The 26,921-nt window shown below is 71.6% G+C and carries 23 protein-coding genes and 1 pseudogene; 9 read left to right on the top strand and 15 right to left on the bottom strand.

Annotated features, from left to right (window positions below):
• Nucleotides 1-29: 29 nt before the first annotated feature.
• The 8 genes from ASG70_RS03660 to ASG70_RS03625 form a co-directional block, all read right to left on the bottom strand.
• Complete coding sequence (locus tag ASG70_RS03660) at nt 30-482, bottom strand: cytidine deaminase (protein WP_082590051.1); 453 nt, start codon at nt 480-482, stop codon at nt 30-32.
• Nucleotides 482-1,750 carry an ABC transporter permease gene (locus ASG70_RS03655; RefSeq protein WP_056882484.1) on the bottom strand — a complete coding sequence of 423 codons (1,269 nt, stop codon included), beginning with the start codon at nt 1,748-1,750 and terminating at the stop codon, nt 482-484. The genes ASG70_RS03660 and ASG70_RS03655 overlap by 1 nt, the downstream gene beginning before the upstream one ends.
• Nucleotides 1,747-2,865, bottom strand: coding sequence for an ABC transporter permease (locus ASG70_RS03650; protein WP_056882483.1), 1,119 nt, complete (start codon nt 2,863-2,865; stop codon nt 1,747-1,749). Before ASG70_RS03650 ends, ASG70_RS03655 begins: the two co-directional genes overlap by 4 nt.
• Nucleotides 2,862-4,526 (bottom strand): ABC transporter ATP-binding protein, encoded by a 1,665-nt coding sequence (locus ASG70_RS03645; protein WP_235531323.1) that lies wholly within the window; start codon nt 4,524-4,526, stop codon nt 2,862-2,864. The genes ASG70_RS03650 and ASG70_RS03645 overlap by 4 nt, the downstream gene beginning before the upstream one ends.
• 69 nt (nt 4,527-4,595) lie before the next feature.
• Nucleotides 4,596-5,648: a BMP family protein gene (locus ASG70_RS03640; RefSeq protein WP_235531322.1), complete on the bottom strand. Its 1,053-nt coding sequence runs from the start codon at nt 5,646-5,648 to the stop codon at nt 4,596-4,598.
• A gap of 124 nt (nt 5,649-5,772) precedes the next feature.
• Entirely contained in the window at nt 5,773-6,990 is a 1,218-nt protein-coding gene (locus ASG70_RS03635; RefSeq protein WP_056882481.1) for an amidohydrolase, read from the bottom strand.
• A gap of 57 nt (nt 6,991-7,047) precedes the next feature.
• On the bottom strand, nt 7,048-8,643 hold the full coding sequence (locus tag ASG70_RS03630) for a methylmalonyl-CoA mutase (protein ID WP_056882480.1): 1,596 nt from the start codon (nt 8,641-8,643) through the stop codon (nt 7,048-7,050).
• A gap of 76 nt (nt 8,644-8,719) precedes the next feature.
• Complete coding sequence (locus tag ASG70_RS03625) at nt 8,720-9,217, bottom strand: GbsR/MarR family transcriptional regulator (protein WP_056882479.1); 498 nt, start codon at nt 9,215-9,217, stop codon at nt 8,720-8,722.
• Nucleotides 9,218-9,271: 54 nt separating this feature from the next.
• Here ASG70_RS03625 and ASG70_RS19820 point away from each other — a divergent pair.
• Both ASG70_RS19820 and ASG70_RS03615 read left to right on the top strand, forming a co-directional pair.
• Nucleotides 9,272-9,743 (top strand): annotated as a pseudogene (locus ASG70_RS19820) (ABC transporter ATP-binding protein); the annotation flags it as partial.
• A gap of 391 nt (nt 9,744-10,134) precedes the next feature.
• A complete protein-coding gene (locus ASG70_RS03615) occupies nt 10,135-11,739 on the top strand; it encodes an ABC transporter permease (protein WP_056882477.1) in 1,605 nt (534 codons plus the stop codon).
• Nucleotides 11,740-11,867: 128 nt separating this feature from the next.
• Here the strand turns inward: ASG70_RS03615 and ASG70_RS03610 are convergent, their stop codons facing one another.
• On the bottom strand, nt 11,868-13,001 hold the full coding sequence (locus tag ASG70_RS03610) for a mannose-1-phosphate guanylyltransferase (RefSeq protein ID WP_056882476.1): 1,134 nt from the start codon (nt 12,999-13,001) through the stop codon (nt 11,868-11,870).
• A 100-nt stretch (nt 13,002-13,101) separates the two neighbouring features.
• Between ASG70_RS03610 and ASG70_RS03605 the strand changes: the two genes are divergently transcribed.
• The 7 genes from ASG70_RS03605 (at nt 13,102) to ASG70_RS03575 (ending at nt 20,208) form a co-directional block, all read left to right on the top strand.
• Nucleotides 13,102-14,241, top strand: coding sequence for a glycosyltransferase family 1 protein (locus ASG70_RS03605; protein ID WP_082590047.1), 1,140 nt, complete (start codon nt 13,102-13,104; stop codon nt 14,239-14,241).
• A 169-nt stretch (nt 14,242-14,410) separates the two neighbouring features.
• A complete protein-coding gene (gene sdhC, locus ASG70_RS03600; protein ID WP_082590045.1) occupies nt 14,411-14,788 on the top strand; it encodes a succinate dehydrogenase, cytochrome b556 subunit in 378 nt (125 codons plus the stop codon).
• Between the two features lie 10 nt (nt 14,789-14,798).
• The gene (locus tag ASG70_RS03595) at nt 14,799-15,275 is read left to right on the top strand and encodes a succinate dehydrogenase hydrophobic membrane anchor subunit (protein ID WP_082590116.1); all 477 of its coding nucleotides are present in this window, start codon (nt 14,799-14,801) and stop codon (nt 15,273-15,275) included.
• Nucleotides 15,276-15,306: 31 nt separating this feature from the next.
• The gene (gene sdhA, locus ASG70_RS03590) at nt 15,307-17,091 is read left to right on the top strand and encodes a succinate dehydrogenase flavoprotein subunit (protein WP_056882475.1); all 1,785 of its coding nucleotides are present in this window, start codon (nt 15,307-15,309) and stop codon (nt 17,089-17,091) included.
• Nucleotides 17,091-17,858: a succinate dehydrogenase iron-sulfur subunit gene (locus ASG70_RS03585; protein ID WP_056882474.1), complete on the top strand. Its 768-nt coding sequence runs from the start codon at nt 17,091-17,093 to the stop codon at nt 17,856-17,858. Before sdhA ends, ASG70_RS03585 begins: the two co-directional genes overlap by 1 nt.
• Nucleotides 17,859-17,873: 15 nt before the next feature.
• Entirely contained in the window at nt 17,874-19,199 is a 1,326-nt protein-coding gene (locus tag ASG70_RS03580; RefSeq protein WP_082590043.1) for a D-alanyl-D-alanine carboxypeptidase family protein, read from the top strand.
• Between the two features lie 67 nt (nt 19,200-19,266).
• The gene (locus ASG70_RS03575; RefSeq protein ID WP_056882472.1) at nt 19,267-20,208 is read left to right on the top strand and encodes a DUF389 domain-containing protein; all 942 of its coding nucleotides are present in this window, start codon (nt 19,267-19,269) and stop codon (nt 20,206-20,208) included.
• Between the two features lie 21 nt (nt 20,209-20,229).
• Here ASG70_RS03575 and ASG70_RS03570 read toward each other — a convergent pair whose 3' ends face one another.
• Genes ASG70_RS03570 through ASG70_RS03545 form a run of 6 tightly spaced genes read right to left on the bottom strand, consistent with a single transcriptional unit; the run spans nt 20,230 to nt 26,875 of the window.
• On the bottom strand, nt 20,230-21,324 hold the full coding sequence (locus ASG70_RS03570; RefSeq protein WP_056882471.1) for a YihY/virulence factor BrkB family protein: 1,095 nt from the start codon (nt 21,322-21,324) through the stop codon (nt 20,230-20,232).
• 3 nt (nt 21,325-21,327) lie between these two features.
• Nucleotides 21,328-21,840, bottom strand: a complete 513-nt coding sequence (locus ASG70_RS03565; protein ID WP_056882470.1) for a 2'-5' RNA ligase family protein — start codon at nt 21,838-21,840, stop codon at nt 21,328-21,330.
• A gap of 9 nt (nt 21,841-21,849) precedes the next feature.
• The gene (gene trpS / locus ASG70_RS03560; RefSeq protein ID WP_082590041.1) at nt 21,850-22,881 is read right to left on the bottom strand and encodes a tryptophan--tRNA ligase; all 1,032 of its coding nucleotides are present in this window, start codon (nt 22,879-22,881) and stop codon (nt 21,850-21,852) included.
• Nucleotides 22,882-22,902: 21 nt separating this feature from the next.
• Complete coding sequence (locus tag ASG70_RS03555) at nt 22,903-25,065, bottom strand: alpha-galactosidase (protein WP_056882468.1); 2,163 nt, start codon at nt 25,063-25,065, stop codon at nt 22,903-22,905.
• On the bottom strand, nt 25,062-25,985 hold the full coding sequence (locus ASG70_RS03550; RefSeq protein WP_056882467.1) for a carbohydrate ABC transporter permease: 924 nt from the start codon (nt 25,983-25,985) through the stop codon (nt 25,062-25,064). Before ASG70_RS03550 ends, ASG70_RS03555 begins: the two co-directional genes overlap by 4 nt.
• A complete protein-coding gene (locus ASG70_RS03545) occupies nt 25,982-26,875 on the bottom strand; it encodes a carbohydrate ABC transporter permease (RefSeq protein WP_235531321.1) in 894 nt (297 codons plus the stop codon). The genes ASG70_RS03550 and ASG70_RS03545 overlap by 4 nt, the downstream gene beginning before the upstream one ends.
• Between the last annotated feature and the right edge of the window lie 46 nt (nt 26,876-26,921).

Raw genomic sequence — 26,921 nt, 5'->3', positions numbered from 1 at the left:
GCGGGGCGGGCGGCGCCAGGACCCGGGGGTCAGGTGGGTGGGGCGGCGATCGAGAGGTTGTCGGGGCCGAACGCCTGGGGCAGCACCTCGGTCATCGGCAGCACCCCTTCGGGCGTCAGCAGCAGGCAGGTGGGCCCACCGTGCTCCCACAGCAGCTGGCGGCAGCGACCGCACGGCATGAGGGGCTCGCCGTCGCGGCCGACGCAGGACACCGCGACGAGGCGCCCGCCGCCGGTGGCGACGAGCTCGGACACCATGCCGCACTCGGCGCACAGGGCCACGCCGTAGGCGGCGTTCTCCACGTTGCAGCCCACGACGACGCGGCCGTCGTCGACGATGCCCGCGACGCCCACCGGGAAGCGGGAGTACGGCGCGTACGCCTTGCCCATGACCTCGACCGCCCGGGCGCGCAGGGCGTCCCAGTCGACCTCGGAGGTGTGGCGCGCGTCCTGCTCCGCGCTGTGCCCCTCCCCTGCTGCCACTAGTGGCCCTCGCCCTTGCGGTAGATCTGCCCGTCGGCGGCGGGCATGCGCAGGCGCTGGGAGGCGAAGGCGAGCACGAGCAGGGTGGTGACGTACGGCGTCGTGCCGGTGAGCTCTGCGGGGACGGCGTCGGCGGCGAGGTACCACCAGCCGACGAACACCCCGACGACGACCGCGAGGACGCCTTGGACGGTGCGGTGGTTGCGCACGACCTGCCAGATCCCGATCGCCACGAGCAGCACCGCGAACAGCAGGAGGAAGGCGTGGACGTTGCCGCCACCGCGCAGCTGGACCGCGTCGGTGTAGCCGAAGAGGCCGGCGCCGGCGAGCAGGCCACCGGGTCGCCAGTTGCCGAAGATCATCGCGGCGAGGCCGATGTAGCCACGGCCGCCGGTCTGGCCGTCGCGGTAGATGTTGGCCGCGACGATGGCGAGGAAGCCACCGCCGAGACCCGCCAGGCCACCGGAGATGAGCACGGCGAGGAACTTGTAGCGCAGCACGTGGACGCCCAGCGACTCCGCGGCCACCGGGGACTCGCCGACCGAGCGCAGGCGCAGGCCGAACGACGTGCGCCACAGCACCCACCACGTGCCGACGAACAGCAGCACGGCGATGACCGTGAGCACCGACAGGTTGGTGCAGACGGCGCGCACGATCGCGGCGAGGTCGCTGACGAAGAACCAGTGCTTGCGCTCCAGGGTGCCGAGGCCGTCGGAGACGCCGGGCAGGGTGAAGTCGGGCAGCGGGTCGATGGTCGGCGACTGGGTGGGGCCGCCACCGGGCTTGCCGGTGAAGAACCGCACCGAGAGGTACTTGGCGATGCCGAGGCCGATGATGTTGATGGCGACACCCGAGACGATGTGGTCGACGCCGAACGTCACCGTGGCCACCGCGTGGATCAGGCCACCGAGCATGCCCATCACGATCGCGCCGACGACACCCGCCCACGGGCCCCACTGGTAGCCGCAGAAGCCCGCCCCCCAGGTGCCGAGGATCATCATGCCCTCGAGCCCGATGTTGACCACGCCCGCGCGCTCGGACCACAGGCCGCCGAGGCCGGCGAGGCCGATCGGCACCGCGAGCCCGATCGCGGCGGCGAGGGCGCCCGAGGAGGCGATGTCGCTGGCGCCGCTGACGACGCGCAGGATGGCGATGACGGCCACCGCACCGACGGCGACGACGGCCCACTCGCGCAGGCCCAGGCGTCGCCGCGTGCGCGGCCGGTCGGTCACGGTCGTGGTGCCGATCTCGAGTCCGGCGGCGCTCATGCCGGGGCTCCTTCCGTGGCGGCGGTCGAGTGTCGCTGGGCGGCCAGCTCCCGGGCCACCCGCTGCTGCTCGAGCCTGATGTCGGTGCGCCGGATCAGCTCGTAGGCGATGACGACCGCGAAGAGGATCACGCCCTGGATGATGAAGACGATCTCCTGGGCCACGCCGACGCCGATCTGCAGGGCGTTGGACTGGATGTCCAGGAAGGCCCAGAGCAGCGAGGCGACGGCGATGCCGATCGGGTTGTTGCGCCCGAGCAGGGCGATGCCGATGCCGGCGAAGCCGAGCCCCGACTGGATCGTGGTGCCGTAGTTGTGGTCCTGGCCGAACAGCTGCGGCATGCCCACGAGCCCCGCCAGCGCCCCGGACGCGACCATCGCGGTCATCACCATCCGGGGCACGTTGACGCCGCTGGCCACGGCTGCGGTCTCGGAGCGGCCGGTGGCGCGCAGGTCGAACCCGAACCGCGTCTTGCCCAGCACGAACCAGTAGAGCACCCCCACGATGACGGCGAGCACCACGAGCGTGAACACGCGGTTGGTGGCGCCGGGGATCAGCTTGAGGCCCTCGAGCTGCGAGGACTCGGGGATGGTCTTGGTCTCGGTGATGTTGCTGCCCTCGGACCGCTGGGCGACCTTCGCGAACAACCAGCTCACGACACCGGTGGCGATGGCGTTGAGCATGATCGTCGAGATCACCTCGGAGACGCCGCGCCTCACCTTGAGGTATGCCGCGATGCCGGCCCAGAGGCCGGCCGCCACCATCGCGACGACGATGGCGACGAGCACGTTGAACACGCCCGGCAGCCAGGCCTGGCCCGCGAACACGGCGGCGGCAAAGACGCCGACGCGGTACTGGCCGTCGACGCCGATGTTGAACAGGTTCATCCGGAAGCCGACCGCCACCGCGACCGCCGACAGGTAGAACACCGTCGCGGCGTTGACGATCTGCACCGTCTGGCGCGGCTTCGGGACGTGCAGGATCGTCTTCCACACCTCCAGGACCGGGTCACCGAACAGGGTGAGCACCAACGAGGTGATGACGAACGCCACCAGGAGGGCGAGCACCGGGGCCGCCAGGGCGAGGCCGATCCGGCGCGGGCTGAGGCGGTTCATCGGGTCTGCTCCTTCTCGCCGGCGCCCGTCATGGCGGCGCCGAGGTCCTCGGCGGTCACCTGGTCGGGGTCGAAGTCGCCGGACAGCTGGCCGCGCAGGATGACGCGGATGGTGTCGGACAGGCCGATGAGCTCCTCGAGGTCGGCCGAGATCAACAGCACCGCGAGCCCCTCCCGCCGGGCTGCGCGGATGTGGTCCCAGATCGAGGCCTGGGCGCCGACGTCGACGCCACGCGTCGGGTGGGCCGCGACGAGCACCTTCGGCGAGTGGCTCATCTCGCGGCCGATGATGAGCTTCTGCTGGTTGCCACCGGACAGCGATCCGGCGGTGACGAAGATCGACGGGGTGCGGACGTCGTACTCCTTGACGATCCGCTCCGTGTCGGCCTTGGCCGAGGCGGCGTCGATGAGCTGGCCCTTGACGTTGGGCTTCTCGGTCTGGTGGCCGAGGATGCGGTTCTCCCACAGCGGCGCCTCGAGCAGCAGGCCGTGGCGGTGCCGGTCCTCGGGGATGTAGCCCACACCGGCCTCGCGGATGTCGCGGGTGCCCCAGTCGGAGATGTCGCGGTCGCCGAGGAACACGCGCCCCGAGGTGGGCTCACGCATCCCCATGATGACCTCGACGAGCTCGGCCTGGCCGTTGCCCTCGACGCCGGCGATGCCGAGCACCTCCCCGGCGTGGATGGTCAGGGAGATGCCGTCGAGGACCGGCCGGCCGCCTCCTCCCCCGCCGAGGACGAGGTCCTCGACGCGCAGCAGGACACGGTCGGTGACCGTGGACTCCTCGGTGGTGGGCGAGGGCAGCTCGGACCCGACCATGAGCTCGGCGAGCTGCCGGGCGTTGACGGTGGACGGGTCGACCGTGTCGATCGTGGTGCCGCGCCGGATGACGGTGATCGAGTCGGCGACCTTGAGGACCTCGTCGAGCTTGTGGGAGATGAACAGGACGGTCACGCCCTCGTCCTTGAGGTCCGCGAGCTGGCCGAACAGCTCGTCGACCTCCTGCGGCACGAGGACTGCGGTGGGCTCGTCGAGGATGAGGGTCCTGGCGCCGCGGTAGAGGACCTTGAGGATCTCGATGCGCTGGCGCGCGCCCACGCCCAGGTCGCCCACGAGGGCGTCGGGGTCGATGCCGAGCTTGTAGGTGTCGGAGATCCGCTGGATCTCGTGGCGGGCGGCGTCACCGATGCCGTGGAGCTTCTCGGCGCCGAGGACGACGTTCTCGAGGACGGAGAAGTTGTCGGCGAGCATGAAGTGCTGGAACACCATGCCGATGCCGGCGGCGATGGCGTCCGACGGCGAGTGCAGGTTGACGACGTTGCCGTCGACCTTGATCGTCCCCTCGTCGGGGCGCTGCACGCCGTACAGGATCTTCATGAGGGTCGACTTGCCGGCGCCGTTCTCCCCGACGATCGCGTGGACGGTCCCCCGGCGCACCGAGAAGGTGACGTCCTTGTTGGCGACCACGCCGGGGAAGCGCTTGGTGATGCCCTCGAGCTCGACGGCCGGGGTTCCCGAGGCGGTGGTCTGCGTCAGCGGTGGGGAGGCAGTGATGGCGACACTCCTGGTCCGGGCCCGCGTCGGTGCGGGCGGTTCGGCGCATGGGCGGGCATACCGGGCGCGCGGGTCGGGGACGGCTGGGCCGTGGTGCGGCAGACGCACACGGCCCGGGTCAGACGCTACCGCGCCGCCCGGGCCGTGAACGACCACCATGTGGTTGATCGGGGTTGATCAGGGGGTGGTGGGCACCTTGATCTTGCCGTCGATGATCTGCTGCTTGTAGTCGTCGAGCTTGGTCTTGATGTCGTCGACCTGGCCACCGGTGGTGGCGTAGTCCACGCCGCCGGCCTTGAGGTCGTAGACGTTGTTGCCCGTCAGCTCCTTGCCGTCCGCAGCCGACTTGATGAAGTCGTAGACCGCGACGTCGACCTTCTTGATCATCGAGGTCATGATGACGGGGCGGACGTCCGCGGGCGCCGTGAGCGCCTGGTCGGAGTCGACACCGATGGCGAGCTTGCCGGCCGCCTTGGCCGCCGTGAAGACGCCGCCGCCGGAGCCACCAGCAGCGTGGTAGACGATGTCCGCCCCGCCCTGGTACATGCCCTCGGCCGCGGTCTTGCCCTTGGCCGGGTCACCGAAGCCACCGAAGTCCGGCGGCTGGGTGAGGTACTGGCTGTCGACCTTGATGTTGGGGTTGACGGCCTTGGCGCCCGCGATGTAGCCGGCCTCGAACTTCTTGATGAGCGGCACGTTGACGCCACCGACGAAGCCGATGTGGCCCGCCTTGGACTTCAGCGCGGCAGCTGCACCGACGAGGAAGGAGCCCTCGTTCTCGGCGAAGGTGATCTGGTCGACGTTGGCGCCCTTGGAGTCGGGGGACGCGTCGTCGACGATCGCGAAGTGGACGTCGGGGTTGTCCTTGGCGGCCTTGCCCACGGAGGCGGCGTAGGCGAAGCCCACCGCGACGACGTGGGTGTAGCCCGCGTCGATCAGCTGCTGGAGGCGCTCCTCGCGAGCGGCCTCGTTCTCGCCGTTGACGGCTGCGGCTTCCTTGATCTGCACGCCCAGCTCGGACTTCGCCTTGTCGAGGCCGGCGGCGGCGGAGTCGTTGAACGACTGGTCACCGCGTCCACCCACGTCGTAGGCCATGCCGACCTTGATGTCGCTCTTCTTGCTCGAGCTCGAGCTGGAGCTCGAGCCGCTGGAGCTGGGCTTGTCCGAGCCCGAGTCACCGCACGCGGCGAGCGTCAGTGCTGCCACCGACACGACCGCTGCAACCTTCATCGTGTGACGCAAGGCTGTCTCCTGTTCTTTGGTCTGCGAGGCGCAGTGCTGCGCCACTAGGGCGTGAGGATAGCCGCAAGAACTGCGCGGATTTAGGGCCTTCGGTCACACATCTTGCAAACCGTTACCGATCCGCGACTGTCCGTTCTGCCACGGCTTTGACCACTCCGGCCACCACCGCACCGGCCAGCAGCCGGGCGCCCTGGACGACCGAGCCCTCGTCGACGACGAGGTCACCCTGGTGCAGGTCGTAGGTGTGCCCGCCGGGGCTGCGGGTCCCGAGCCGGGCCATCGCACCGGGCACCTCGCGCAGGTACCAGGCGAAGTCCTCGCCCCCGAGCGACTGTGGCGTCCCCACGGGGCTGAGCCCCATACCCTCCGCCGCGTGGCGCAGGACCTCGATCGCCTCCGCGTCGTTGACCACCGGGGGCACGCCCTGGATGTGCTCGAGGACGGCCGTGACCGCGTACGGCGCCACAACGTGGTCGACCGCCTCGGCGAGCAGGGGGCCCACGGTGCTCCACGCGGTGGCGTCGAGCATGCGCAGCGTGCCGGAGGCGGTGCCGCTGGAGGGGATGACGTTGGCTGCCTGGCCCGCGTGCACCTCTCCCCAGACCAGCGCGAAGGCCGTCCGCGGGTCGAGGCGTCGGGACAGGACGGCGGGGAGCTCGGTGACGACCTTGGCGAGCGCGAAGGTGAGGTCCTCGGTCAGGTGGGGGCGGCTGGTGTGGCCGCCGCGCCCGCTCAGGTGGACCACGACCCGGTCGGCCGCCGCGGTGATGGCGCCGTCGCGGAGGCCGACGCTGCCCACGTCGAGGCTGGGGTCGCAGTGGACCGCGAAGACGGCGTCGACACCGTCGAGGGCGCCCGCGGCGACGAGCTCCACGGCCCCACCCGGGATGACCTCCTCCGCGGGCTGGAACAGCAGCCGCACCGCGACGCCGCGCTCGCGCAGCCGGTCCTCGTGGGCCTTGAGGGCCAGCGCCGCACCGACCGCGGCACTGACGTGCACGTCGTGGCCGCAGGCGTGGCAGATGCCCTCGGTCGTCGAGGCCCAGGCGAGCCCGGTGCGCTCGCCGACGGGCAGGGCGTCGAGGTCGGCGCGCAGGGCGACGCGGTAGGCGGGCTGCTCCGCACCGAGGTCGGCGACGAGCCCGGTCACCGGCAGGCGCTGGGTGCGGATCCCGGCCGCCTGCAGCCTCGCGTCGACGAGCGCGGTGGTCCGGACCTCGCCGCGGGACAGCTCGGGGTGGGCGTGCAGGTCCCGCTGCAGGTCCTGGAGCTCGGGGGCGAGGGCGTCGATGGTGAGGCCGAGGTCGGAAAGCAGCAGGTGGTCGCTCATGTCACGGCGCACTCTACTCGCGCGCCCCCGTCCGACCCCGCCGGTCGCCGCCCGGCGTCAGAAGGTCTCGCGCGGGACGTAGAGGCCCCAGACGTCGCGCAGCGCGTGGCTGATCTCGCCGCCCGTGGCGCGCAGGCGCAGGGCCTCCTTCATCGCGTAGAGCACGTTGTCGGTGCCGCGCGCCGCCTCACGGACCGCCTCGAGGGCGCGCTCCACGGCCTCGTTGTCGCGCTCGGCCCGGAGCGCGGCGAGGCGCTCGCGCTGGTCGTGCTCGATCTGGGGGTCGACGCGCAGGGGCTCGTAGGGCTCCTCCTCGTCGAGGGCGAACCGGTTGAGGCCCACGACGGTGCGCTCCTTGCTGTCGATCTCGAGGGCGATGCGGTAGGCGGAGCGCTCGATCTCGGACTTCTGGAACCCCTGCTCGATCGCGGCGACCGCTCCCCCGCGGTCCTCGACGGCCTGGATGAGCTCGAGCGCGGCTGCCTCGACGTCGTCGGTCATCGACTCGACGACGTAGGAGCCGGCGAACGGGTCGACGGTCTTGGTCACATCCGTCTCGTAGGCGATGACCTGCTGGGTGCGCAGGGCGAGGCGGGCGGCCTTCTGGGTCGGCAGCGCGATGGCCTCGTCGAAGGAGTTGGTGTGCAGCGACTGGGTGCCGCCGAGGACGGCGCCGAGCCCCTGGAGCGCGACTCGCACGAGGTTGACCTCGGGCTGCTGGGCGGTGAGCTGGACCCCGGCGGTCTGGGTGTGGAACCGCAGCATCTCGCTCTTGGGGTTCTTCGCGCCGAACTCCTCGCGCATGATCCGGGCCCAGATGCGCCGGGCCGCCCGGAACTTCGCGACCTCCTCGAGCAGGGTCGTCCGCGCGACGAAGAAGAAGGACAGCCGCGGCGCGAAGTCGTCGACGTCGAGCCCTGCAGCGAGGGCGGCGCGCACGTACTCCTTCGCGTTGGCGAGGGTGAAGGCGATCTCCTGCGCGGGCGTCGCTCCGGCCTCTGCCATGTGGTAGCCGCTGATGGAGATGGTGTTCCAGCGCGGCATCTCCTTGGCGCAGTAGGCGAAGATGTCGCTGATGAGCCGCAGCGACTCCTTCGGCGGGTAGATGTAGGTGCCGCGGGCGATGTACTCCTTGAGCACGTCGTTCTGGATCGTGCCGGCGAGCGCGGCCGGGTCGGCGCCGTTCTCCTCGGCGACGAGCTGGTACATGAGCAGCAGCGTGGAGGCCGGGGCGTTGATCGTCATCGAGGTCGACAGCTCGCCGAGCGGCAGGCCGCCGAACAGCGTCCGCATGTCGTCGATGGAGTCAATCGCGACACCGACCTTGCCGACCTCGCCGCTGGCGATGGCCTCGTCGGAGTCGTAGCCCATCTGGGTCGGCAGGTCGAAGGCGACGGACAGTCCGCCGGTGCCGTTGGCGACGAGCTCGTGGTAGCGCTCGTTGCTCTCCTTGGCGGTGCCGAACCCGGCGTACTGGCGCATCGTCCACGGGCGCCCGGTGTACATGTTCGGGTAGACGCCGCGGGTGTACGGGTACTGTCCCGGGGCGCCGAGCTGCTCGGCCGGGTCGAAGCCCCGGAGGTCGTCCGCGCCGTAAACGGCCTTGATCGGGAGGTCGGACTCGGAGCGTGCTTCGGGGACGTCAGCGGGCATGGGGGCCACGATAGTGAGCCGGTACGCCGCGCGAGCACCGTGCGTGGCCGACCTCACCGTGGGGTGGGTCACGCGGTCAGTGGCCGAGCTCCGCGCGACGCCGGTCCCACCGCTCCGAGAGCTGCTGCATCTCCTCGGTGACGAACTCGAGGAACGCCACGCTCAACGCCAGCCGCGCACCGGCGCCCGACCCGGCTCCCCCGACCTGCTCGACCCCCTCGCGCAGGGTCTGCGTCAGCGGCGCGTAGGTGGACGAGGAGCTCATCATCACGTCGTGCCAGGCGTCGTCGGCCACGACGTAGACGTCGCGACGGCTGCCGGGCTCGCGCTCCCGGTGGATCATCCGCATCTGCTGCAGCGCGCGCACCGCTCCGGAGACCGAGGCCGGGCTCACCGCGAGCGCCTCCCCGATCTCGGCCGCGGTCATGCGTCCGTCCTCGTCGGCGAGCAGGCAGGCGAACACGCGCGAGGGGAGCCGCTGCATACCGGCTGCGGTGAGCTCGGAGCCGAACCGCTCCACGAACCGCTCCCGCCCGGTGCGGCTCTCGTCCTCCGGCTGCCGCGCGCTCACCATGACGATTACTTTAGACCATTCAGAATCTTCTGAAGACTGCGTACACTCGAGGCCATGGCAGCTGTCCTCGAGGCCACCGGCCTGCGCAAGACCTTCGGCTCCACCGTCGCGCTCGACGGACTCGACCTCACCGTCCACGAGGGTGAGGTGCACGGCTTCCTCGGGCCCAACGGGTCGGGCAAGTCGACCACCATCCGCATCCTGCTCGGGCTGCTGCGCGCGGACGCCGGCACGGTGACCCTGCTCGGCCGCGACCCGTGGCGCGACGCCACCGAGCTGCACCGGCAGCTGGCCTACGTGCCGGGCGACGTCGTGCTGTGGCCCAACCTCACCGGCGGCGAGGTCATCGACCTGCTCGGCCGGCTGCGCGGCGGCGTCGACACCGGACGCCGCGACGAGCTGCTCCGGCTCTTCGAGCTCGACCCGACGAAGAAGGGCCGGTCCTACTCCAAGGGCAACCGGCAGAAGGTCGCCCTCGTGGCCGCCCTCGCGAGCAACGTCCCGCTGCTCGTCCTCGACGAGCCGANGGGGCGCACGGTGCTGCTCTCGAGCCACATCCTGTCGGAGGTCGAGGCCACCGCCGACCGGGTCAGCATCGTGCGCGCCGGGCGGATCGTCGACTCCGGGACCCTCGCCGACCTGCGCCACCTCACCCGCACGAGCGTCACCGCGACCTTGGGACACACCCCCGACCTCGCCGACGCCCGCGCCTGGCCGGGGGTCTCCAGCGCCCGGCTCGACCGCGACCGCCTCGTGCTGTCGGTCGAGTCGAGCTCCGTGGGCGACGTGGTCGGGCGGCTCGGCGGCCACGGCATCCTCGCCCTGACGTGCCAGCCCCCGACGCTGGAGGAGCTGTTCCTCTCGCAGTACCGCGACGACCTCGCCACCCCGTCCCCCGTGGGCGAGGAGGTCAGGGCGTGAGCACCTTCGCGGGCACCTGGCCGCTGCTGCGCCTGGCCTGGCGACGCGACCGGTGGGTGGTCATCGCCAGCGTGGCGGCCCTGGTGCTCACGGCCTACTCGTCGATGGCGGCCACCCTGGAGCTCTACCCCACCGACGCCGAGGCGGCCGCCGGGGCGCGGGTCATGGCCGACAACCCCTCGATCACGGCGCTCTACGGACCGCTCCCCTCACTCACCGCGGCCGCGGTCGGGGTGCTCAAGACGATCATGCTGGGCAGCCTCTTCACCGCCTTCCTGGCCTTCGCGCTGGTGCGCCGGCACACCCGCACGGAGGAGGAAGAGGGACGGTTCGAGCTCGTCGCCGGCGGCGTGGTCGGGCGACGCGCCCCGCTCGCGGCCGCCGTGCTGCTCGCCACGGCAGCAGTGCTGGCCACCGGCGGGCTGTCGGCCCTGAGCCTCGTCGGGACCGGCGTCGACGCCACCGGTTCGGTGGCCCTCGGGGTCGTGGAGGTCGTCGCCGGCCTGGTCATGGTGGGGATCACCGCGGTCGCCTGCCAGCTCACCTCGACCGCGCGAGGAGCCGGCGGCATCGCCCTCACGACCCTGCTGCTGGCCTTCGTCGTCCGGGCCGTCGCCGACACCTCCGGCGGCACCACGAACCCCTCCGGCGGAGCCGACCTGGCCTACGCGTCGTTCCTCGGCTGGGCCGAGCGGGTGAGCCCGTTCGGGGAGAACCGGCTGTGGCTGGTGCTCCCGGCCGTGGCGACGATGGCGGCCCTGCTCGTCGTCGCCGACCTCCTGCTGCAGCGCCGCGACCTCGGCTCGGGGTTGTGGGCCGCGCGCCCCGGGCCCTCCCGCGCGTCCTCCGCGCTCGGGTCGCCACTGGGACTGGCGTGGCGGCTGCACCGCGGCGCCCTCCTCGGCTGGACCACCGGCTACGCCGTGCTCGGCCTGGTCATCGGCAGCATCGCCCGGTCCGTGGACGAGATCGCCAGCAGCCCGGGCATCGAGGAGATGTTCCGCAAGATGAGCGGGGGGCACGGCAGCCTGCTCGAGGTCTTCTTCGGCACGGAGATCCGGTTCCTCGCCGTCGGCGCCGCCGCCTTCGGGATCGCGACCGCGCTGCGGCTGCGCTCGGAGGAGGCCGGCGGACGCGCAGAGGTCGCGCTCGCGACCAGGGTCAGCCGCTGGCGCTGGCTGACCAGCCACGTGCTCGTCGCCGTCCTGGGGTCCCTCTGGCTGCTCGTCGTCATGGGCCTCAGCGCAGGCCTGTCCGGCGGGGCGGTGAGCGAGGTGGGCGTCGCCGAGGTGCTCCCTGCAGCGGTGGCCACCGCCCCTGCCGTGCTGGTCTGCGTCGCCCTGACGGTGCTGTTGTTCGGCCTCGTCCCCCTGTGGACGCCGGCGGCCTGGGGCCTGCTCGCGGCGTTCGTCCTCATCGGCGAGCTGGGTCCGCTCGTCAGCCTGCCGGGCTGGGCGATGGGCCTGTCGCCGTTCGACCACCTGGGCAGCCTCCCCGGCGGGGACGCCGACGCCGCGGGACTCGCGGGGCTCCTCCTGGTGACCCTGCTCGCCGGCGCGGCCGGGTATGCCGCGTTCCGGCACCGCGACCTCGTGACCTGACCGAGCTCACCACCCCACCGAAGTCCGGGACCTCGGCGCATGACGTCGCCCTTCCCCCGAAGTCCGGGACCTCGGCGCATGACGGTGCCCTTCCCCCGAAGTCCGGGACCTCGGCGGGGCGGCTGGGCTCAGGTGAGGTCGGTGCGGCGCTGGACGTGGAGCTGCTCGACGACGCCCTTGACGTCCTGCGCGCGCTCCCTGGACATGACCAGCAGCGCGTCGGGGGTGTCGACGACGACGACGTCCTCCACCCCGACCAGGGCGACCAGCCTCCCGCTCGCGGGGACGACGACACCCGTGGAGTCGACGAGCCGCACCTGAGAGGCGTCCCCGAGGACCTGCACCCCCGGCATACCGACCGCGTCCTCGAGCAGCGACCCAAGGGAGGCGAAGTCGCCCACGTCGTCCCAGCCGAACCCGCCGGGCACGACCGCGACGCGGCCCTGCGCAGCCGCAGGCTCGGCGACCGCGTGGTCGATGGCGATCTTCTCGAGCCCGGGCCACACCTGCTCCAGCCGCGTGGGGTCGGCCGCGAGCGCGCGCAGACCGGCCGCGAGCTCGGGGTGCCACTCGGCGAGCAGGTCGAGCAGGACCCGTGCCCTGACGACGAACATGCCTGCGTTCCAACGGAACCGGCCGGTGGCGAGGTAGGTCCGCGCCCGCTCGCGGTCCGGCTTCTCCACGAACTGGCTGACTGCGTGGGCCGGACCGGCGCCCAGGGGTTCACCCAGCTCGATGTAGCCGAAACCCGTTGCGGGATGGGTGGGCTCGATCCCGATGGTGACCACGTGGCCGTCGGCCGCGGCAGCCACCGCGGCGGTGACGCACTCGCGGAACGCCTCCTCGTCGCCGATGACGTGGTCGGCCGCGAAGGACCCGAGGACAGCCTCGGGGTCGCGCGCCTCAAGGACGGCCGCGGCCCAGCCGATCGCGGCCATCGAGTCGCGCGGCGAGGGCTCTGCGAGGAGCTGGTCGGCGGGCAGGCCGGGGAGCTGCTCACGGACCGCGTCCACGTGAGCGGCCCCGGTGACCACGAGCACCTGCGAACCCGTCAGCGGCGTGAGCCGGTCCCAGGTGGCCTGCAGCAGCGAACGGCCCGAGCCGGTGAGGTCGTGCAGGAACTTCGGCGAGCGCTGCCGCGACAGCGGCCACAACCGGGTCCCCGCTCCACCGGCCGGGATGACTGCCCAGAAGTGCTCGTGCGCGCTGGTCCCGGACGTGGTCGGGGCCGCACCCTCGGGGCGCGTGGCAGGACTCGACATGGCGCGAACGCTAGCCGACGCACCTCGTGGTCACGTCCCGCTCACCTGACACACCCCGCGACGTCACGGCCTCCACACCGGGTCCGCACAGGCTGGTCCCGTGCGCGTCGCCATGGTCACCGAGTCCTTCCTCCCCAGCGTCAACGGCGTCACCACCAGCGTGTGCCGGGTGCTGGAGTGCCTGCGCGACCGCGGTCACGACGCGGTGGTCCTCGCCCCCCGACCGGCTCCGGAGCAGTGGGCCGGGTACCCGGTGCTTGGCCTCACGTCCGTCCCCGTGCGCCAGTTCGCGGTGGGGCTGCCCAGCGGCGAGGTGGAGGCGGCGCTCACCGCCTTCCACCCCGACGTCGTCCACGTCGCCTCGCCGTTCGTCCTCGGCGCCGCCGCGCTCACGGCGACGGCCAGGCGGGGGATCCCGTCGGTCGCGGTCTACCAGACCGACGTACCCAGCTACCTGGCCCAGCACGCGCCCGGACCGGTCGGGCGCGGGGCCGCCCGTGCGGCGTGGCGGTGGGTACGGCACGTGCACGGCCTCGCCGACCGCACGCTGGCCCCCTCCTCCGCAGCCCTGGCCGAGCTCGCGCTGCACGACGTGCCCCGTACGGCGCTGTGGACCCGCGGCGTGGACGCCGCCGCGTTCCACCCGTCGTGGCGGGCGGACGCAGGCACCCGCGCGCTGCGGCGCGCGCTCGCGCCCGACGGCCAGGTCCTGGTCGGCTACGTGGGACGGCTGGCACCCGAGAAGGAGCTGCACCGGCTCGCCGCCCTCCGCACGGTGCCGGGGACCCGGGTCGTGGTCGTGGGCGACGGACCCAGCCGCGCCGACGACCGGGCCCTGCTCACGGCGGCAGGGCTCGACGTCGTGTTCCTCGGCCGGCGTGACGGCGACGACCTCGCGCGGGCGTATGCGGCGCTCGACGTGTTCGTCCACACCGGGACCCGTGAGACGTTCGGCCAGACCCTGCAGGAGGCCGCCGCGTCGGGGCTCCCCGTCGTCGCACCGGCACGCGGCGGGCCGCTCGACCTGGTCGACCACAGCCGCACCGGACTGCTCTTCGATCCGGACTCGCCCGACGGCCTGCGCGACGCCGTGGCGCACCTCGCCGGCGACCGGGCCAAGCGCGAGGCTCTCGGTCGCGCGGGACGGGAGCAGGTGGAGCACCGCTCGTGGTCCGGCGTCACCGACGAGCTCCTCGACCACTACGACTCGGTCCGCACGGCGCGCGCCGCCGCCCGCTGAGGTCGCCGGCGGCGCTGGGTACCCGCCGGTAACCCGGCTTGTCTGGTTTCTCACAGGAGGCCCGCGCGCGGCCGACCTGCGGCGACAGATAACCTGACGGACGAAGAACGGCCATCGACGCTCTGCGCGACTCGCCGTGACCGAACTCCTGCTTCGAAAGGGACGCGCAGTGGCGCAGGCAGCCAACGGGACCCTCTACCGCGGCCGCGAAGGCATGTGGACGTGGGTGGCCCACCGCATCAGCGGCGTACTGATCTTCCTCTTCCTCTTCGCGCACGTGCTCGACACGGCGCTGGTGCGGGTCTCCCCCGACGCCTACAACGAGGTCATGAGCGCCTACAAGAACCCAGTGGTCGGGCTCGCGGAGGCCGGCCTCGTCGCTGCCGTGATCTTCCACGCGCTCAACGGCCTTCGCATCATCGCGGTCGACTTCTGGGCCAAGGGCCCGAGGTACCAGCGCCAGATGTTCTGGGCCGTGGCCATCGGCTTCGTGGTGCTCTTCGCGCCGTTCGCGATCCGCCACCTGACCGTCGTCTTCACGCACTGAGAGGCTGATGATGAGCGCCACCACCAGCGAGACCAACTACCACGCCGGTCCGGACGCGGTCTCCGCGAAGACCTCGCGCTACCGCCGGGTCTCCAAGGGCCGCGGCAACTTCGAGCTCTGGTCCTGGGTCTTCATGCGCGGCAGCGGTGTCCTGCTGCTCGTGCTGGTCTTCGGCCACCTGTTCGTCAACCTCATGCTCGGCGAGGGCATCCACGGCGTCGACTTCGCCTTCGTCGCCGGCAAGTGGGCCAGCCCGTTCTGGCAGACCTGGGACCTGCTGATGCTGTGGCTCGCCGAGGTCCACGGCTTCAACGGCGTCCGCACGATCATCAACGACTACACCGAGAAGGACAGCACGCGCTGGGTGCTCAAGGGCCTGCTCGTCGCGAGCGCCGTCCTGGTGCTGGTGCTCGGCACGCTGGTCATCTTCACCTTCGACCCGTGCGTCGACCCCTCGTCCACGCTCTCCGTGTGCACCGGACGATGACCTCCCTGCAAAACCGAAGGAACCAACCCTGATGCAGACGCACAAGTACGACGTCGTCATCGTCGGAGCCGGCGGCGCCGGCATGCGCGCGGCGCTCGAGTCCTCGACCCGCACGCGTACCGCGGTGCTCACCAAGCTCTACCCCACCCGGTCCCACACCGGCGCGGCCCAGGGCGGCATGTGCGCAGCCCTCGCCAACGTCGAGGAGGACAACTGGGAGTGGCACACCTTCGACACCGTCAAGGGTGGCGACTACCTCGTCGACCAGGACGCTGCGGAGATCATGTGCCGTGAGGCGATCGACGCCGTGATCGACCTCGAGAAGATGGGCCTGCCGTTCAACCGCACGCCCGAGGGCAAGATCGACCAGCGCCGCTTCGGTGGGCACACGCGCAACCACGGTGAGGCCGCGGTCCGCCGCTCGTGCTTCGCCGCGGACCGCACCGGCCACATGATCCTGCAGACGCTCTACCAGAACTGCGTGAAGCAGGGCGTGGAGTTCTTCAACGAGTTCTACGTCCTCGACCTGCTCATGAACACCGGCGCCGACGGCGTCGAGCACGCGGCCGGCGTCGTCGCCTACGAGCTCGCGACCGGCGAGATCCACGTGTTCCAGGCCAAGTCCGTGGTCTTCGCGACCGGTGGCACCGGCAAGGTCTTCAAGACGACGTCCAACGCCCACACCCTCACCGGTGACGGCATGGGTGTCGCCTTCCGCCGCGGCATCCCGCTGGAGGACATGGAGTTCTTCCAGTTCCACCCGACAGGCCTCGCCGGGCTCGGCATCCTGCTGTCCGAGGCAGCCCGTGGTGAGGGCGGCATCCTGCGCAATGCCGACGGTGAGCGCTTCATGGAGCGCTACGCCCCCACCATCAAGGACCTCGCACCGCGCGACATCGTCGCCCGCTCGATGGCCAACGAGGTGCGCGAGGGCCGCGGCGCGGGTCCCAACAAGGACTACGTGCTGCTCGACCTGACCCACCTCGAGCCGGCGCACATCGACGCCAAGCTCCCCGACATCACCGAGTTCGCGCGCACCTACCTCGGCGTCGAGCCCTACACCGAGCCGGTGCCGGTCTACCCGACCGCCCACTACGCCATGGGTGGCGTGCCGACCAACGTCGAGACCGAGGTGCTGCGCAACAACACCGACGTCGTCCCCGGCCTCTACGCCGCCGGCGAGGTCGCCTGCGTGTCGGTGCACGGCTCCAACCGCCTGGGCACCAACAGCCTGCTCGACATCAACGTGTTCGGCCGCCGCGCCGGCATCGCCGCCGCGGAGTACGCCGCGAACGCCGCCTGGGTGGAGCTGCCCTCCAACCCCGCCTCGCTGGTCGACGGCATGGTCGAGGGCATCCGCGGCCGCGAGAGCGGCGAGCGCGTGGCGGACCTGCGCCGCGAGCTGCAGGAGACCATGGACCGCAACGTCCAGGTGTTCCGCACCGAGGGCTCCATGAAGGAGGCGCTCGGCGTCATCGACGAGCTCAAGGAGCGCTACGCCAACGTCGTGGTGCAGGACAAGGGCCGTCGCTACAACACCGACCTGCTCGAGGCGGTCGAGCTCGGGTTCCTCATCGAGCTCGCCGAGGTCATCACCCTCGGCGCCCTGGCGCGCAAGGAGTCGCGTGGCGGCCACTTCCGCGAGGACTACGAGGCCCGCGACGACGTCAACTTCATGCGGCACACCATGGCCTACCGCGCCCCGCTCGCCGGTGAGGGTTTCGGGGCCGAGTCGGCGCTGTTCGCCGACGAGGTGCGCCTCGACTACAAGCCCGTGACCGTGACCCGCTACCAGCCGATGGAGCGCAAGTACTGATGACCGCCACCGTGGAAGCCAAGACCGAGGGGACCGAGGGCAAGGTCGGCGCCGTCCCGACGTTCACCGTGACCCTCCGCATCGCGCGCTACGACCCCGAGGTCGACAGCGAGCAGCACTGGGAGAGCTACCAGGTCACCGCGCACGCCACCGACCGCGTGCTCGACGCCCTGCACCAGATCAAGTGGGAGCAGGACGGCTCGTTGTCGTTCCGTCGCTCCTGCGCCCACGGCGTCTGCGGCTCGGACGCCATGCGCATCAACGGCAAGAACCGGCTCGCCTGCAAGACGCTCATCAAGGACGTCAACCCGGACAAGCCCATCACCGTCGAGCCGATCAAGGGCCTTCCCGTCGAGAAGGACCTCATCGTCGACATGGAGCCGTTCTTCGACGCCTACCGCGAGGTGATGCCGTTCCTCATCACCACGGGCAACGAGCCCACCCGCGAGCGGATCCAGAGCCAGCAGGACCGCGACCGCTTCGACGACACGACCAAGTGCATCCTGTGCGCCGCGTGCACCACGAGCTGCCCGGTGTTCTGGAACGACGGCCAGTACTTCGGCCCGGCCGCGATCGTCAACGCGCACCGCTTCATCTTCGACAGCCGTGACGAGGGTGGCAGCCAGCGCCTCGAGGTGCTCAACGACAAGGAAGGCGTGTGGCGCTGCCGCACCACCTTCAACTGCACCGACGCCTGCCCGCGTGGCATCCAGGTGACGCAGGCGATCCAAGAGGTCAAGAGAGCCCTCCTGACCAGCCGCTTCTGAGGCACACTTCTCCGCGTGCCCCGACGACGTACCCCCGCCGCCGCTGCCAGCCTCGTGCTGGCGGTCGGCGGCGTCGTCGTCCTCGGACCCGGCGCGCAGGCGGCCGGTCCCCCCTCCGCCGTCGCCGCGCCCGCAGCTGTCGCACCAGCCGCTGTCGCCCCAGCAGCCGTCGCGCCCGTACGGGTGACGGCGGCCAAGCCGAAGCCGACGACGACGCCGTTGCCCGTCCCCCGTGACACAGTGCGGCCCGAGCTGTCCGTCGGCGGTCCCCGCCTCGCCTCCACCGGACTGGTCGCCGACCTGCCACCGGGGGTCCCGCGGCCGCCCGCGCTGCGCGACGTCTCCTGGCTGCTGGCCGACCTCGACACGGGCCAGGTCATCGCGGCCAAGGCGCCCCACGCGCGGCTGAGGCCGGCGAGCACGCTCAAGACCCTGACCGCCCTGACGCTCATCCCGAAGGTGTCCCCCGACCGCGTGGTCGTCGCGACCAACACCGACGCCGACGCCGACGGCACCAGGGTCGGCCTCGTGCCCGGCCTCGGCTACACCGGGCGCCAGCTGTTCCAGGCGCTGTTGATGTCGTCGGGCAACGACGCGGCCTACGCCCTGGCTGCCGCGGCCGGTGGCCGGACGGCCACCATCGCCGCCATGAACGCCATGGCCGACCAGCTCGGCGCCCACGACACCGTCGCTGTCGACCCCTCCGGCCTGGACGCCAAGGGCCAGACGTCGAGTGCCTACGACCTCGCCCTGATCGGCCGGGCAGCGTTGAAGCTGCAGGACTTCCGCACCTACGTCACCACGAAGCAGGCGCCGTTCCCGGGTCGACGCGACCCCAGGACCCACAAGCGCGCCTCCTACGTCATCAACAACCACAACAAGCTGCTCTACAACTACGAGGGCACGATCGGCGTCAAGAACGGCTACACCGAGGCGGCGCACCGCACCTACATCTCGGCGGTCACCCGCGGCGGCAGGACCTACCTGCTCACCGAGATGTACGGGCTGGACTCCTCGTGGCGACCCCAGGCGGCGATGTACGACTGGGCGTTCCGTTACGCCGCGAAGGCCCGGCCCGTGGGCACCTTGGTGGCTCCCGGCACCGTGACGACGCCGCCCGCCCCGGCGCCCTCCCCCGCCGCGGTAGCCGGAGCTGCTGGGTCCACGCCGGAGCCCGATGAGTCCCGGGCGACCGCAGCAGCCGCGGCGCTGCCGGGCATCGGCCTGGCCCCTCGCGAGCAGGCCCCGTGGCTCGGCGTCGGGGTACTGGCAGCCATCACCGCCCTGCTGGGCGTCCTCGGCTCGCGCGCTGCCGCCAGGCGTCGCGCCGCCCGCCACTGACGGCACCGCTCCGCCGGGAATGGCGCCGGCTGCCCGAGCGCTCCGGCTCTGCGGCTAGGGTCGCTGGGTGCTGCACCTGCGCCTGGCCGTCCCGCCCGACCTGTCCGACGACGTGCTCGCGCTGCTCGAGCCCAACCACGCCGTGGCCAACCTCGCACTCACCCGCGGCGGGAGCCTCAAGCCGGCCGGTGACCTCGTGGAGGCGGATGTGGCCCGGGAGGCCACCGACGACCTGCTGAGGGCTCTGGACCGGCTGGGGCTGCACGACCGCGGGGGCATCACCATCCTCGCCGTCGAGGCGTCGCCGTCACGCAACGCCGTCGCCGCCGAGAAGCACGCACCCGGCGCCCCCGACGACGCCGTGGTCTGGGACGCGGTGCGCGACACCGCCGAGGGCCAGTCGCACGGCTCGTGGTCCTACTACGCGTTCCTGTGCCTGGCCACGCTCATCGCGTCGGTCGCCGTGGTGACGGACTCGGCGATCCTCGTGGTCGGGGCGATGGTCGTGGGGCCGGAGTTCAGCGCCGTCGCCTCACTGTCCGTGGGACTGGCGCTCGGCCGTCGGCGCCTCGCCGCCCGAGCCCTCGGGCTGCTGGTGCGCGGGTTCGTCATCGCCATCGCCCTCACCACCCTCATCGCGCTGGCCGCCGTCGCCGCCGGGTGGATCGACGCGTCGACGGTCGCCTCCCCACGGCCGCTGACCGGGTTCATCTGGCGGCCGGACCGCTGGTCGCTGGTGGTCGCGGTCCTCGCCGGGGCCGCGGGCGTGCTGTCGACCACGGCGGGTCGCAGCAACGCCCTGGTCGGCGTCTTCATCTCGGTGACGACGGTGCCCGCAGCCGGGGACTTCTCCGTCGCGCTCGCCTCCGGGGCGTGGAGCCAGCTCGGGGGCGCCGCGGCCCAGCTCGGCGTCAACATCGTCGGCATGACGGTGGCCGGGGTCCTCACGCTGCTGCTGCAACGGGCGCTCTGGGACCGGCTCCGACGCCGTACGGCGGTGCCTGCCTGATCCCTCCCTCCGGAGGGACCCTCAGCGGCGGCGCAGGAGGCGGCGCACGCCACCGGCGAGCGAGCCCACGGCCACCGTGCCCACGGCGCCGAGCACCGCCCCGGCGGCCACGGAGGTGCGGTCGGCGGCGCGCTGCCCGAACGTCGGCAGCCCCGCGTCGGTGCGGTCGCGGATGCTGTCCAGGGGCTCGGGTGCCGGACCCTCTACGAGCTTGTCCCTCTGCGCCCCGGTGAGCCGCGCCGCGTCCTTGGCTGCCGCGTCCTGCGCCGCCACGTCGTTGGCCGCCCAGGCCGCAGCCACGAGCATCACCCGGGAGATCAGGTTGAGCCAGACGAGCAACCCCACGACCACGGCGATGGAGGCGAAGAGGGGGTTGCCGGTGGTGCCGGCCACGAGCCGCGAGCCACCGACCTTGAGGACGGTGAGCGCCACGCCGCCGAAGACGGCACCGTTGCGCAGTGCGGTCCACGGCATGTGCACGCCGCTGAGGACACGCAGCATCAGCGCCGTCAACCCGGTGTCGAGCACGACCCCGATCGCGAAGCCGACCACGCCGACGACCCAGGACTGTGAGCCCAGGCCGACTGCTTCGGCGACCTTGGTGGCCACCCCGCCCGCGGCCACCGTCACGACGGCCGAGACGAGCACGCCGAAGCCGAGCACGACCATGACGCCGAGGTCGCGCAGCTTGAGCATGACCGCGTTGCCGGGCTGGCCGGGAGCCTCGAACACCGCGCGGATGCCGTCACGCAGGGCCCCGAGCCAGCCCAGGCCGGCGAGCACGAGGCCGACGAGGCCCACCAGACCGGTGATGGTCAGGGCGTTCTTCTGCGGGATGGCGATGGGGATGACCCCGGTCTTGTGCTGCTCGTCGCGCACGAACCCCGGCAGCGTCTGGTCGACGTACTGGCGGACCTCGGTCAGCAGCTCGGGGTGCCCGCGCAGGACGATGCCGCCGATGGTGAAGGCGAGCGCCACCGCGGGGAAGATGGAGAAGAAGGCGAAGTAGCCGACGCCGCCGGCGAGCACGTTGCCGCGGTGGTCGCCATAGCGCTTCCAGGCCTGCCACGCGTGGGTGGCCTGGAGGCGGGCCCACCACCTCTTGAGGGTCTGCACGTGTCAGCCGCCGAGGGCGAACGAGCGGACCGGTCGCCACACACCGTCGTCGCCGTGCTCGTAGAGGTGGAACTCCTCGACCTCGAACGCGCACTCGAAGCCCGAGAGCTCGGTGAACGCGCGGTCGAGGTTGGGGTCCGGCACGTGGTGGGCGACGGTGACGTGCGGGTGGTAGTTGAAGTCCAGCCGCCGGTCGAGCGGCCCCTGGCGCACAGCCTTCTCGAGCAGCTCGCAGTCGGCGATGCCGCCGGACACCTGGACGAAGACGACGGGCGAGGTGGGGCGGAACGTGCCGGTGCCCCTCAGCACCATCGGGAAGGGGTGGCCCTGGGCAGCGACCTCCTCGAGGTGCTTCACCGCGGCCTCGAGCTCCCCTTCCGGCACCTCGGTCGGCGGGAGCAGGGTCACGTGGGTCGGGATGCACTCCGCGAGGGGGTCACCGAAGGACGCGCGCTTGGCCTGGAGCATCTCCGCATGGGGCGACGGGATCGCGATCGAGACGCCGATGGTGGGCACGGTTCGACCCTATCGAAGACTGGGGAGCAGCCCGACCCGGTCGCGCACCCGCGCCATGGTGGCCCGAGCGACCTCGCGAGCCCGGTCGGCCCCGTCGGCGAGGATGCGGTCGAGCTCGGCCGGGTCGTCGAGCAGCTCGGACATGCGCGCCTGGAACGGCGTCAGCCGCTCGACCACCACCTCGGCGACCTCCTTCTTGAGGTCGCCGTAGCCCTTGCCCTCGAACGACAGCGCCACCTGCTCGACCGGGGTCCCGGACAGCACCGAGTGGATCACCAGGAGGTTGGAGACGCCCGGCTTCGCGTCGGGGTCGTAGCGGACCTCGGCCTCGGTGTCGGTGACCGCCGAGCGGATGTTCTTGGCGATCTTGGCGGGGTCCTCCATGAGGTCGATGAGGCCCTTGGGGGACGAACCCGTCTTGCTCATCTTCGACGTCGGGTCCTGCAGGTCCATGATCTTCGCGGCGCCCTTGACGATGTAGGCGTCGGGCACGACGAGCCCGCCGCCGAACCGGGTGTTGAAGCGCTCGGCGAGGTCGCGGGTGATCTCGAGGTGCTGGCGCTGGTCCTCGCCCACGGGCACGTAGGCCGCGTCGTACATGAGGATGTCGGCCGCCATGAGCATGGGGTAGGTGAGCAGCCCGACGTTGGCGTTCTGGCCCTTGGCCACCTTGTCCTTGAACTGCGTCATGCGCCGGGCCTCACCGTCGGCGGTGAGGCAGTTCATGACCCAGCCGAGCTCGGCGTGCTCGGTGACGTGGCTCTGGCAGAACACCGCCGACCGCTTCGGGTCGACCCCGCCGGCGATGAACTGGGCAGCGGTGACCCGCGTGCGGTGGCGCAGCACCGCAGGGTCGGTCGGCACGGTCAGCGCGTGCAGGTCGGCGACGAAGTAGTAGGCGTCGAAGGTGTCCTGCAGCGCCACCCAGTTGACCAGCGCCCCGAGGTAGTTGCCGAGGTGCAGGGAGTCGCTGGTGGGCTGCATGCCGGACAGGATCCGGGGCAGCACCGCGGGGGCGGGCGTTTCAGGCATGCCCGTCATTGTGTCAGGTGGGCTGCAGCGTCAGGTGAGGTGGAGCAGCAGCCCCTGGGCGGGGGCGAGCACCGGCATGGGCAGGCCGACCCGCCCGAGCAGCGCCCCGCTCACGCGGACGCCGTCGGCGAGAGCCTCGTCCCACCACCGCGGGCCCCGCTTCTGCACCGTCGCCGGAAGCCCTGCCTGCGGGCGCACCCGCACCGTGTACGTGCGCTCGGGGTCGAGCCCCGGGAACACGACCAGACCGGGTACGGCGGCCGGCCCCGTGTGGACCTGGAGGACGGTGTACGCCGCCTCGGCGCGGTCCGCGGCCACCGTGCCCGTCACGAGCAGCCCCTGCTCCTCGGCGAGGTCGGCTCGTACGAGGTCGCCCGTGTGCAGCAGCGGGCGCAGCTCGCGGTAGAGAGCGGACCACTCCCGCAGGGCGTCGAGCTCCTCCGGCGTGCAGGTCTCGATGTCCCACTCGAGGCCGGCGTGGCCCTGCAGGGCGACGAGCATCCGGAAGGGCAGGTCGAGGGTCCGGTGCGTCGTGTGGGCCGTCGCCGGGCCGATGTGGGTGCCCATGAGCTCGGCCGGCACGAGCAGGGAGGTCCAGCGCTGGATGGAGGCCCGCTCGAGGGCGTCGTTGCAGTCACTGGTCCAGATGCGGTCCGTGCGCGCGAGCACGCCGAGGTCGACCCGGCCGCCGCCGCTGGCGCACGACTCGATCTCGAGGTCCGGGTGGGCGGCGCGCAGCCGGTCGAGCAGCGCGTAGAAGGCGACGGTCTGCTCGTGCACCGCGGCGCGGTCGACTCCGCGGTCGTCGGACCGGACCGCCTCGTGGAGGTCGCGGTTGTGGTCCCACTTGACGAAGTCGATGCCGAGCTCGCCCACCAGGGCACTAATCTGGCCCTCGACGTGGGCCGCTGCCTCGGGGTTGGCGAGGTCGAGGACGTGCTGCTGGCGCGATGCCCTCGGCAGGCCGGAGCGCGGGCCCAGCACCCAGTCCGGGTGGGCGCGCAGGAGGTCGGAGTCGGCGTTGACCATCTCGGGCTCGAACCAGAGCCCGAACTCCATCCCGAGCCGCTTGACGTGCTCGACGAGCGGCTGCAGGCCACGGGGCCAGGCGTCGGTGGACACCACCCAGTCGCCGAGCCCCTTGGTGTCGTCGCGCCTGCTGCCGAACCACCCGTCGTCGAGGACGAACCGCTCGACGCCGATCGAGGCCGCGGTGTTGGCCAGCGCGGTGAGCCGGTCGAGGTCGTGGTCGAAGTAGACGGCCTCCCACGTGTTGAGCACGAGGGGGCGCGGGTCGTTGCTGTGCGCGGCGGTCGCGCGCTGGCTGCGGTGCAGCCGTCGCGAGAGGCCGTCCAGCCCGTCGGTGGAGTGGAGGAAGACGACGTCTGGAGCGCTGTAGGTCTCCCCCGGCGCCAGCCGCACCTCACCCGCCTCGAGGAGCTCGCCGCCACCCAGGACCGCCGCGTGGGCACCAGCCCCTTCGGGCAGCCGCTCGACGAGGTGCTCGTGGTTGCCGCTCCACGCGACGTGGACCGACCACACCTCGCCCGAGCGGAAGCCGAAGCCCTGCGTGCCCACGGTGAGCAGCAGCGTCGCGTCGTGACCTGTCCGCCCGCGGCGCGAGGCCCGCAGGTGGGTGCCGTCACGAAGGCGCGAGCGCTGCGGTGCCCGCTCGCGGCACCAGCGCCCGGTGAGGTCGAGCACCTCGGTGGCGCGGGAGGGCAGCGGCAGCACCGCACGCAGCGCAGCGAGGTCGAGGGCCGTTGCGTCGCCCTCCGGACCCAGGTTGGTGACCGACTGGCTCACGCGGAGGACACCGTGGTCGTCGAGGCGGTGGCGCACGACCAGTTGGGTCGCACCGGCCTCGCCCGTGGTCACGAGCTCGCGCTCGCCCGGCTGCTCCGTGCTGGCCACCCAGCGGGGCGCCGCGGCGCCACCGGCGCGGTGGGCGGCGAATGCCGGGGTACCGAGCCAGCCGTCGCCTCCCGTGGGCAGCACGGTGAGCGGCCACGGCTCGTCGAGGGCGTTGTGCGGCACCGGGCCGTCGAGCAGGCCGGGCAGCTCCGCGACGGCCGCGTCGGGGAGGTCGGCGCCCCAGTGGAGCACCCTCGGCAGCCCCTCGTCCGGGACCTCCATGACCAGGCAGGTGCCCGCGGACCGCAGGGTCATGGTGGAGGTGGCGGTCGAGGTCATCCCTTGGTGGCTCCCAGCGTCAGGCCTGCGACGAACTGCTTCTGCAGGAGGAAGAAGATGATGAGGGTGGGCAGGGCGATGACGACCGAGCCCGCCGCGACCAGGTTGTTGTCGGTGAAGAACTGGCCACGCAGGTTGTTGATCGAGCTGGTGACGGGGTACTTGTCACCGGACTGCAGCAGCACGGTCGCCCAGAAGAACTCGTTGTAGATCCAGGTGACCTCGAGCGTCGCCAGGGCGGCCAGCGGGGGCCGGCACAGCGGCAGGGTCAGCTGGAAGAACTGTCGCAGGACACCGGCACCGTCGACCACCGCCGACTCGTAGAGCTCGCGCGGCAGGGCCTTCATGTAGTTGGAGAGCACGAAGGCGCAGAACCCCGTCTGGAAGGCGACGTTGACCGCGATCAGGCCCCAGTAGCTGTTGAGCAGCGTGCCGGAGTCGCTGAACCAGAACGGCACCTCGATGGCCCGGAACATCCGGTAGACCGGGATGAGCAGCGCCTGCGGGGGCAGCAGGTTGGCCGCCGTGAAGAGACCGAGCAGGGCCAGGTTGAAGCGCCACGAGAACCGGGCCACCACGAACGCGACGCAGCAGGACAGGAACAGCGTGAGCAGCACGGCCGGGACGGTGATGATGGCCGAGTTGAGCATCGTGTGCGTGAAGTTCGCCTGCTGCCACGCGTCCTTGTAGTTGGCGAGCGTGAACCCGCCGAGGGAGAAGTACCCGTGCTTGCTCGTGTAGTCGTAGTCACGGAAGCTGCCCAGGACGGCATACGCCACCGGGAAGATCCAGATCAGCGCCACGACGGCGAGGAAGATCTGGGTCGCCAGCCGCCCTCGACCACCGCCCACGGGCTTGGGCCGACCACCCTGGCCCAGCAGCGCCTTGGTCGTGGCGTTGGGCTCGACGACGGCACTCATCGTTGCTCCTTGAAGGTGTAGCGGAGGTAGATGGCGACGAAGACGCTCGAGATCAGCAGCATCATCGTGGCCATGGCCGACCCGAACCCGATCCGGCTCGCCTCGCCGACGATGTTGCTGGTGACCAGCGTCGAGATGAGCTCCAGCCCGTTGCGGCCCTTGTTGATGACCCAGACGAGGTCGAACGCGCGCAGCGACTCGATCACCGTCACGACGAGCACGATCGCGTTGATGGGCGCCATGACGGGGAAGACGACGCGGAAGAACGTCGTGCGCTCGTTGGCGCCGTCCACCTTGGCCGCTTCGCGCAGCGTCGGGTCGACGCCCTTGAGGCCCGCCAGGTAGAGCAGCATGATGTAGCCCACGTGGCGCCAGCTGGCCGCCAGGAGCGCTGCCCAGAGGTTGTAGCGCTGGTCGCCGTACCAGTCGATCGTCCCGCCGGTCACCTGGTTGATCAGGCCCTGGTCACGGCTGTAGATGAGCTGCCAGATGAAGCCGACCAGGGCCAGGGACAACACGACCGGGAGGTAGATGGCGGTCTGGTAGACCCGCGAGCCCCGCAGCTCGCGGTCGAGCAGGACGGCGAGGAAGAGCCCGAAGGGCGTCGCGACGAGGAACAGCACCCCCAGCCAGATGAGGTTGTGCTGCACCGCCGGCCAGAACGGTGGGTAGATCGTCACCACGTCGTGGTAGTTCTTCAGCCCGATGACCTTGGCTGAGGAGATGGGCCCGATCCCGTCCCAGTTGGTGAAGGACAGCAGGACCGACCCGACTGCCGGCAACCAGACCAGCCAGAGGACCAGCAGGGTGGGCACCACGACCATCAGGGCGACCACGACCCGGTCGACGGAACTGAGGTGGTCGATGCCCTTGTACTTGCGTCTCGCCACGAGAACCTCCTCGGTGGGGGCGGCGACGGGTCTGGGCAGGATGCCG

It is taken from the genome of Phycicoccus sp. Soil748, from assembly GCF_001428025.1.
Taxonomy (GTDB): Bacteria; Actinomycetota; Actinomycetes; order Actinomycetales; family Dermatophilaceae; genus Pedococcus.
The sequence above is the reverse complement of the archived record's forward strand: the minus strand, read 5'-3'. Positions and strand labels throughout refer to the sequence as shown.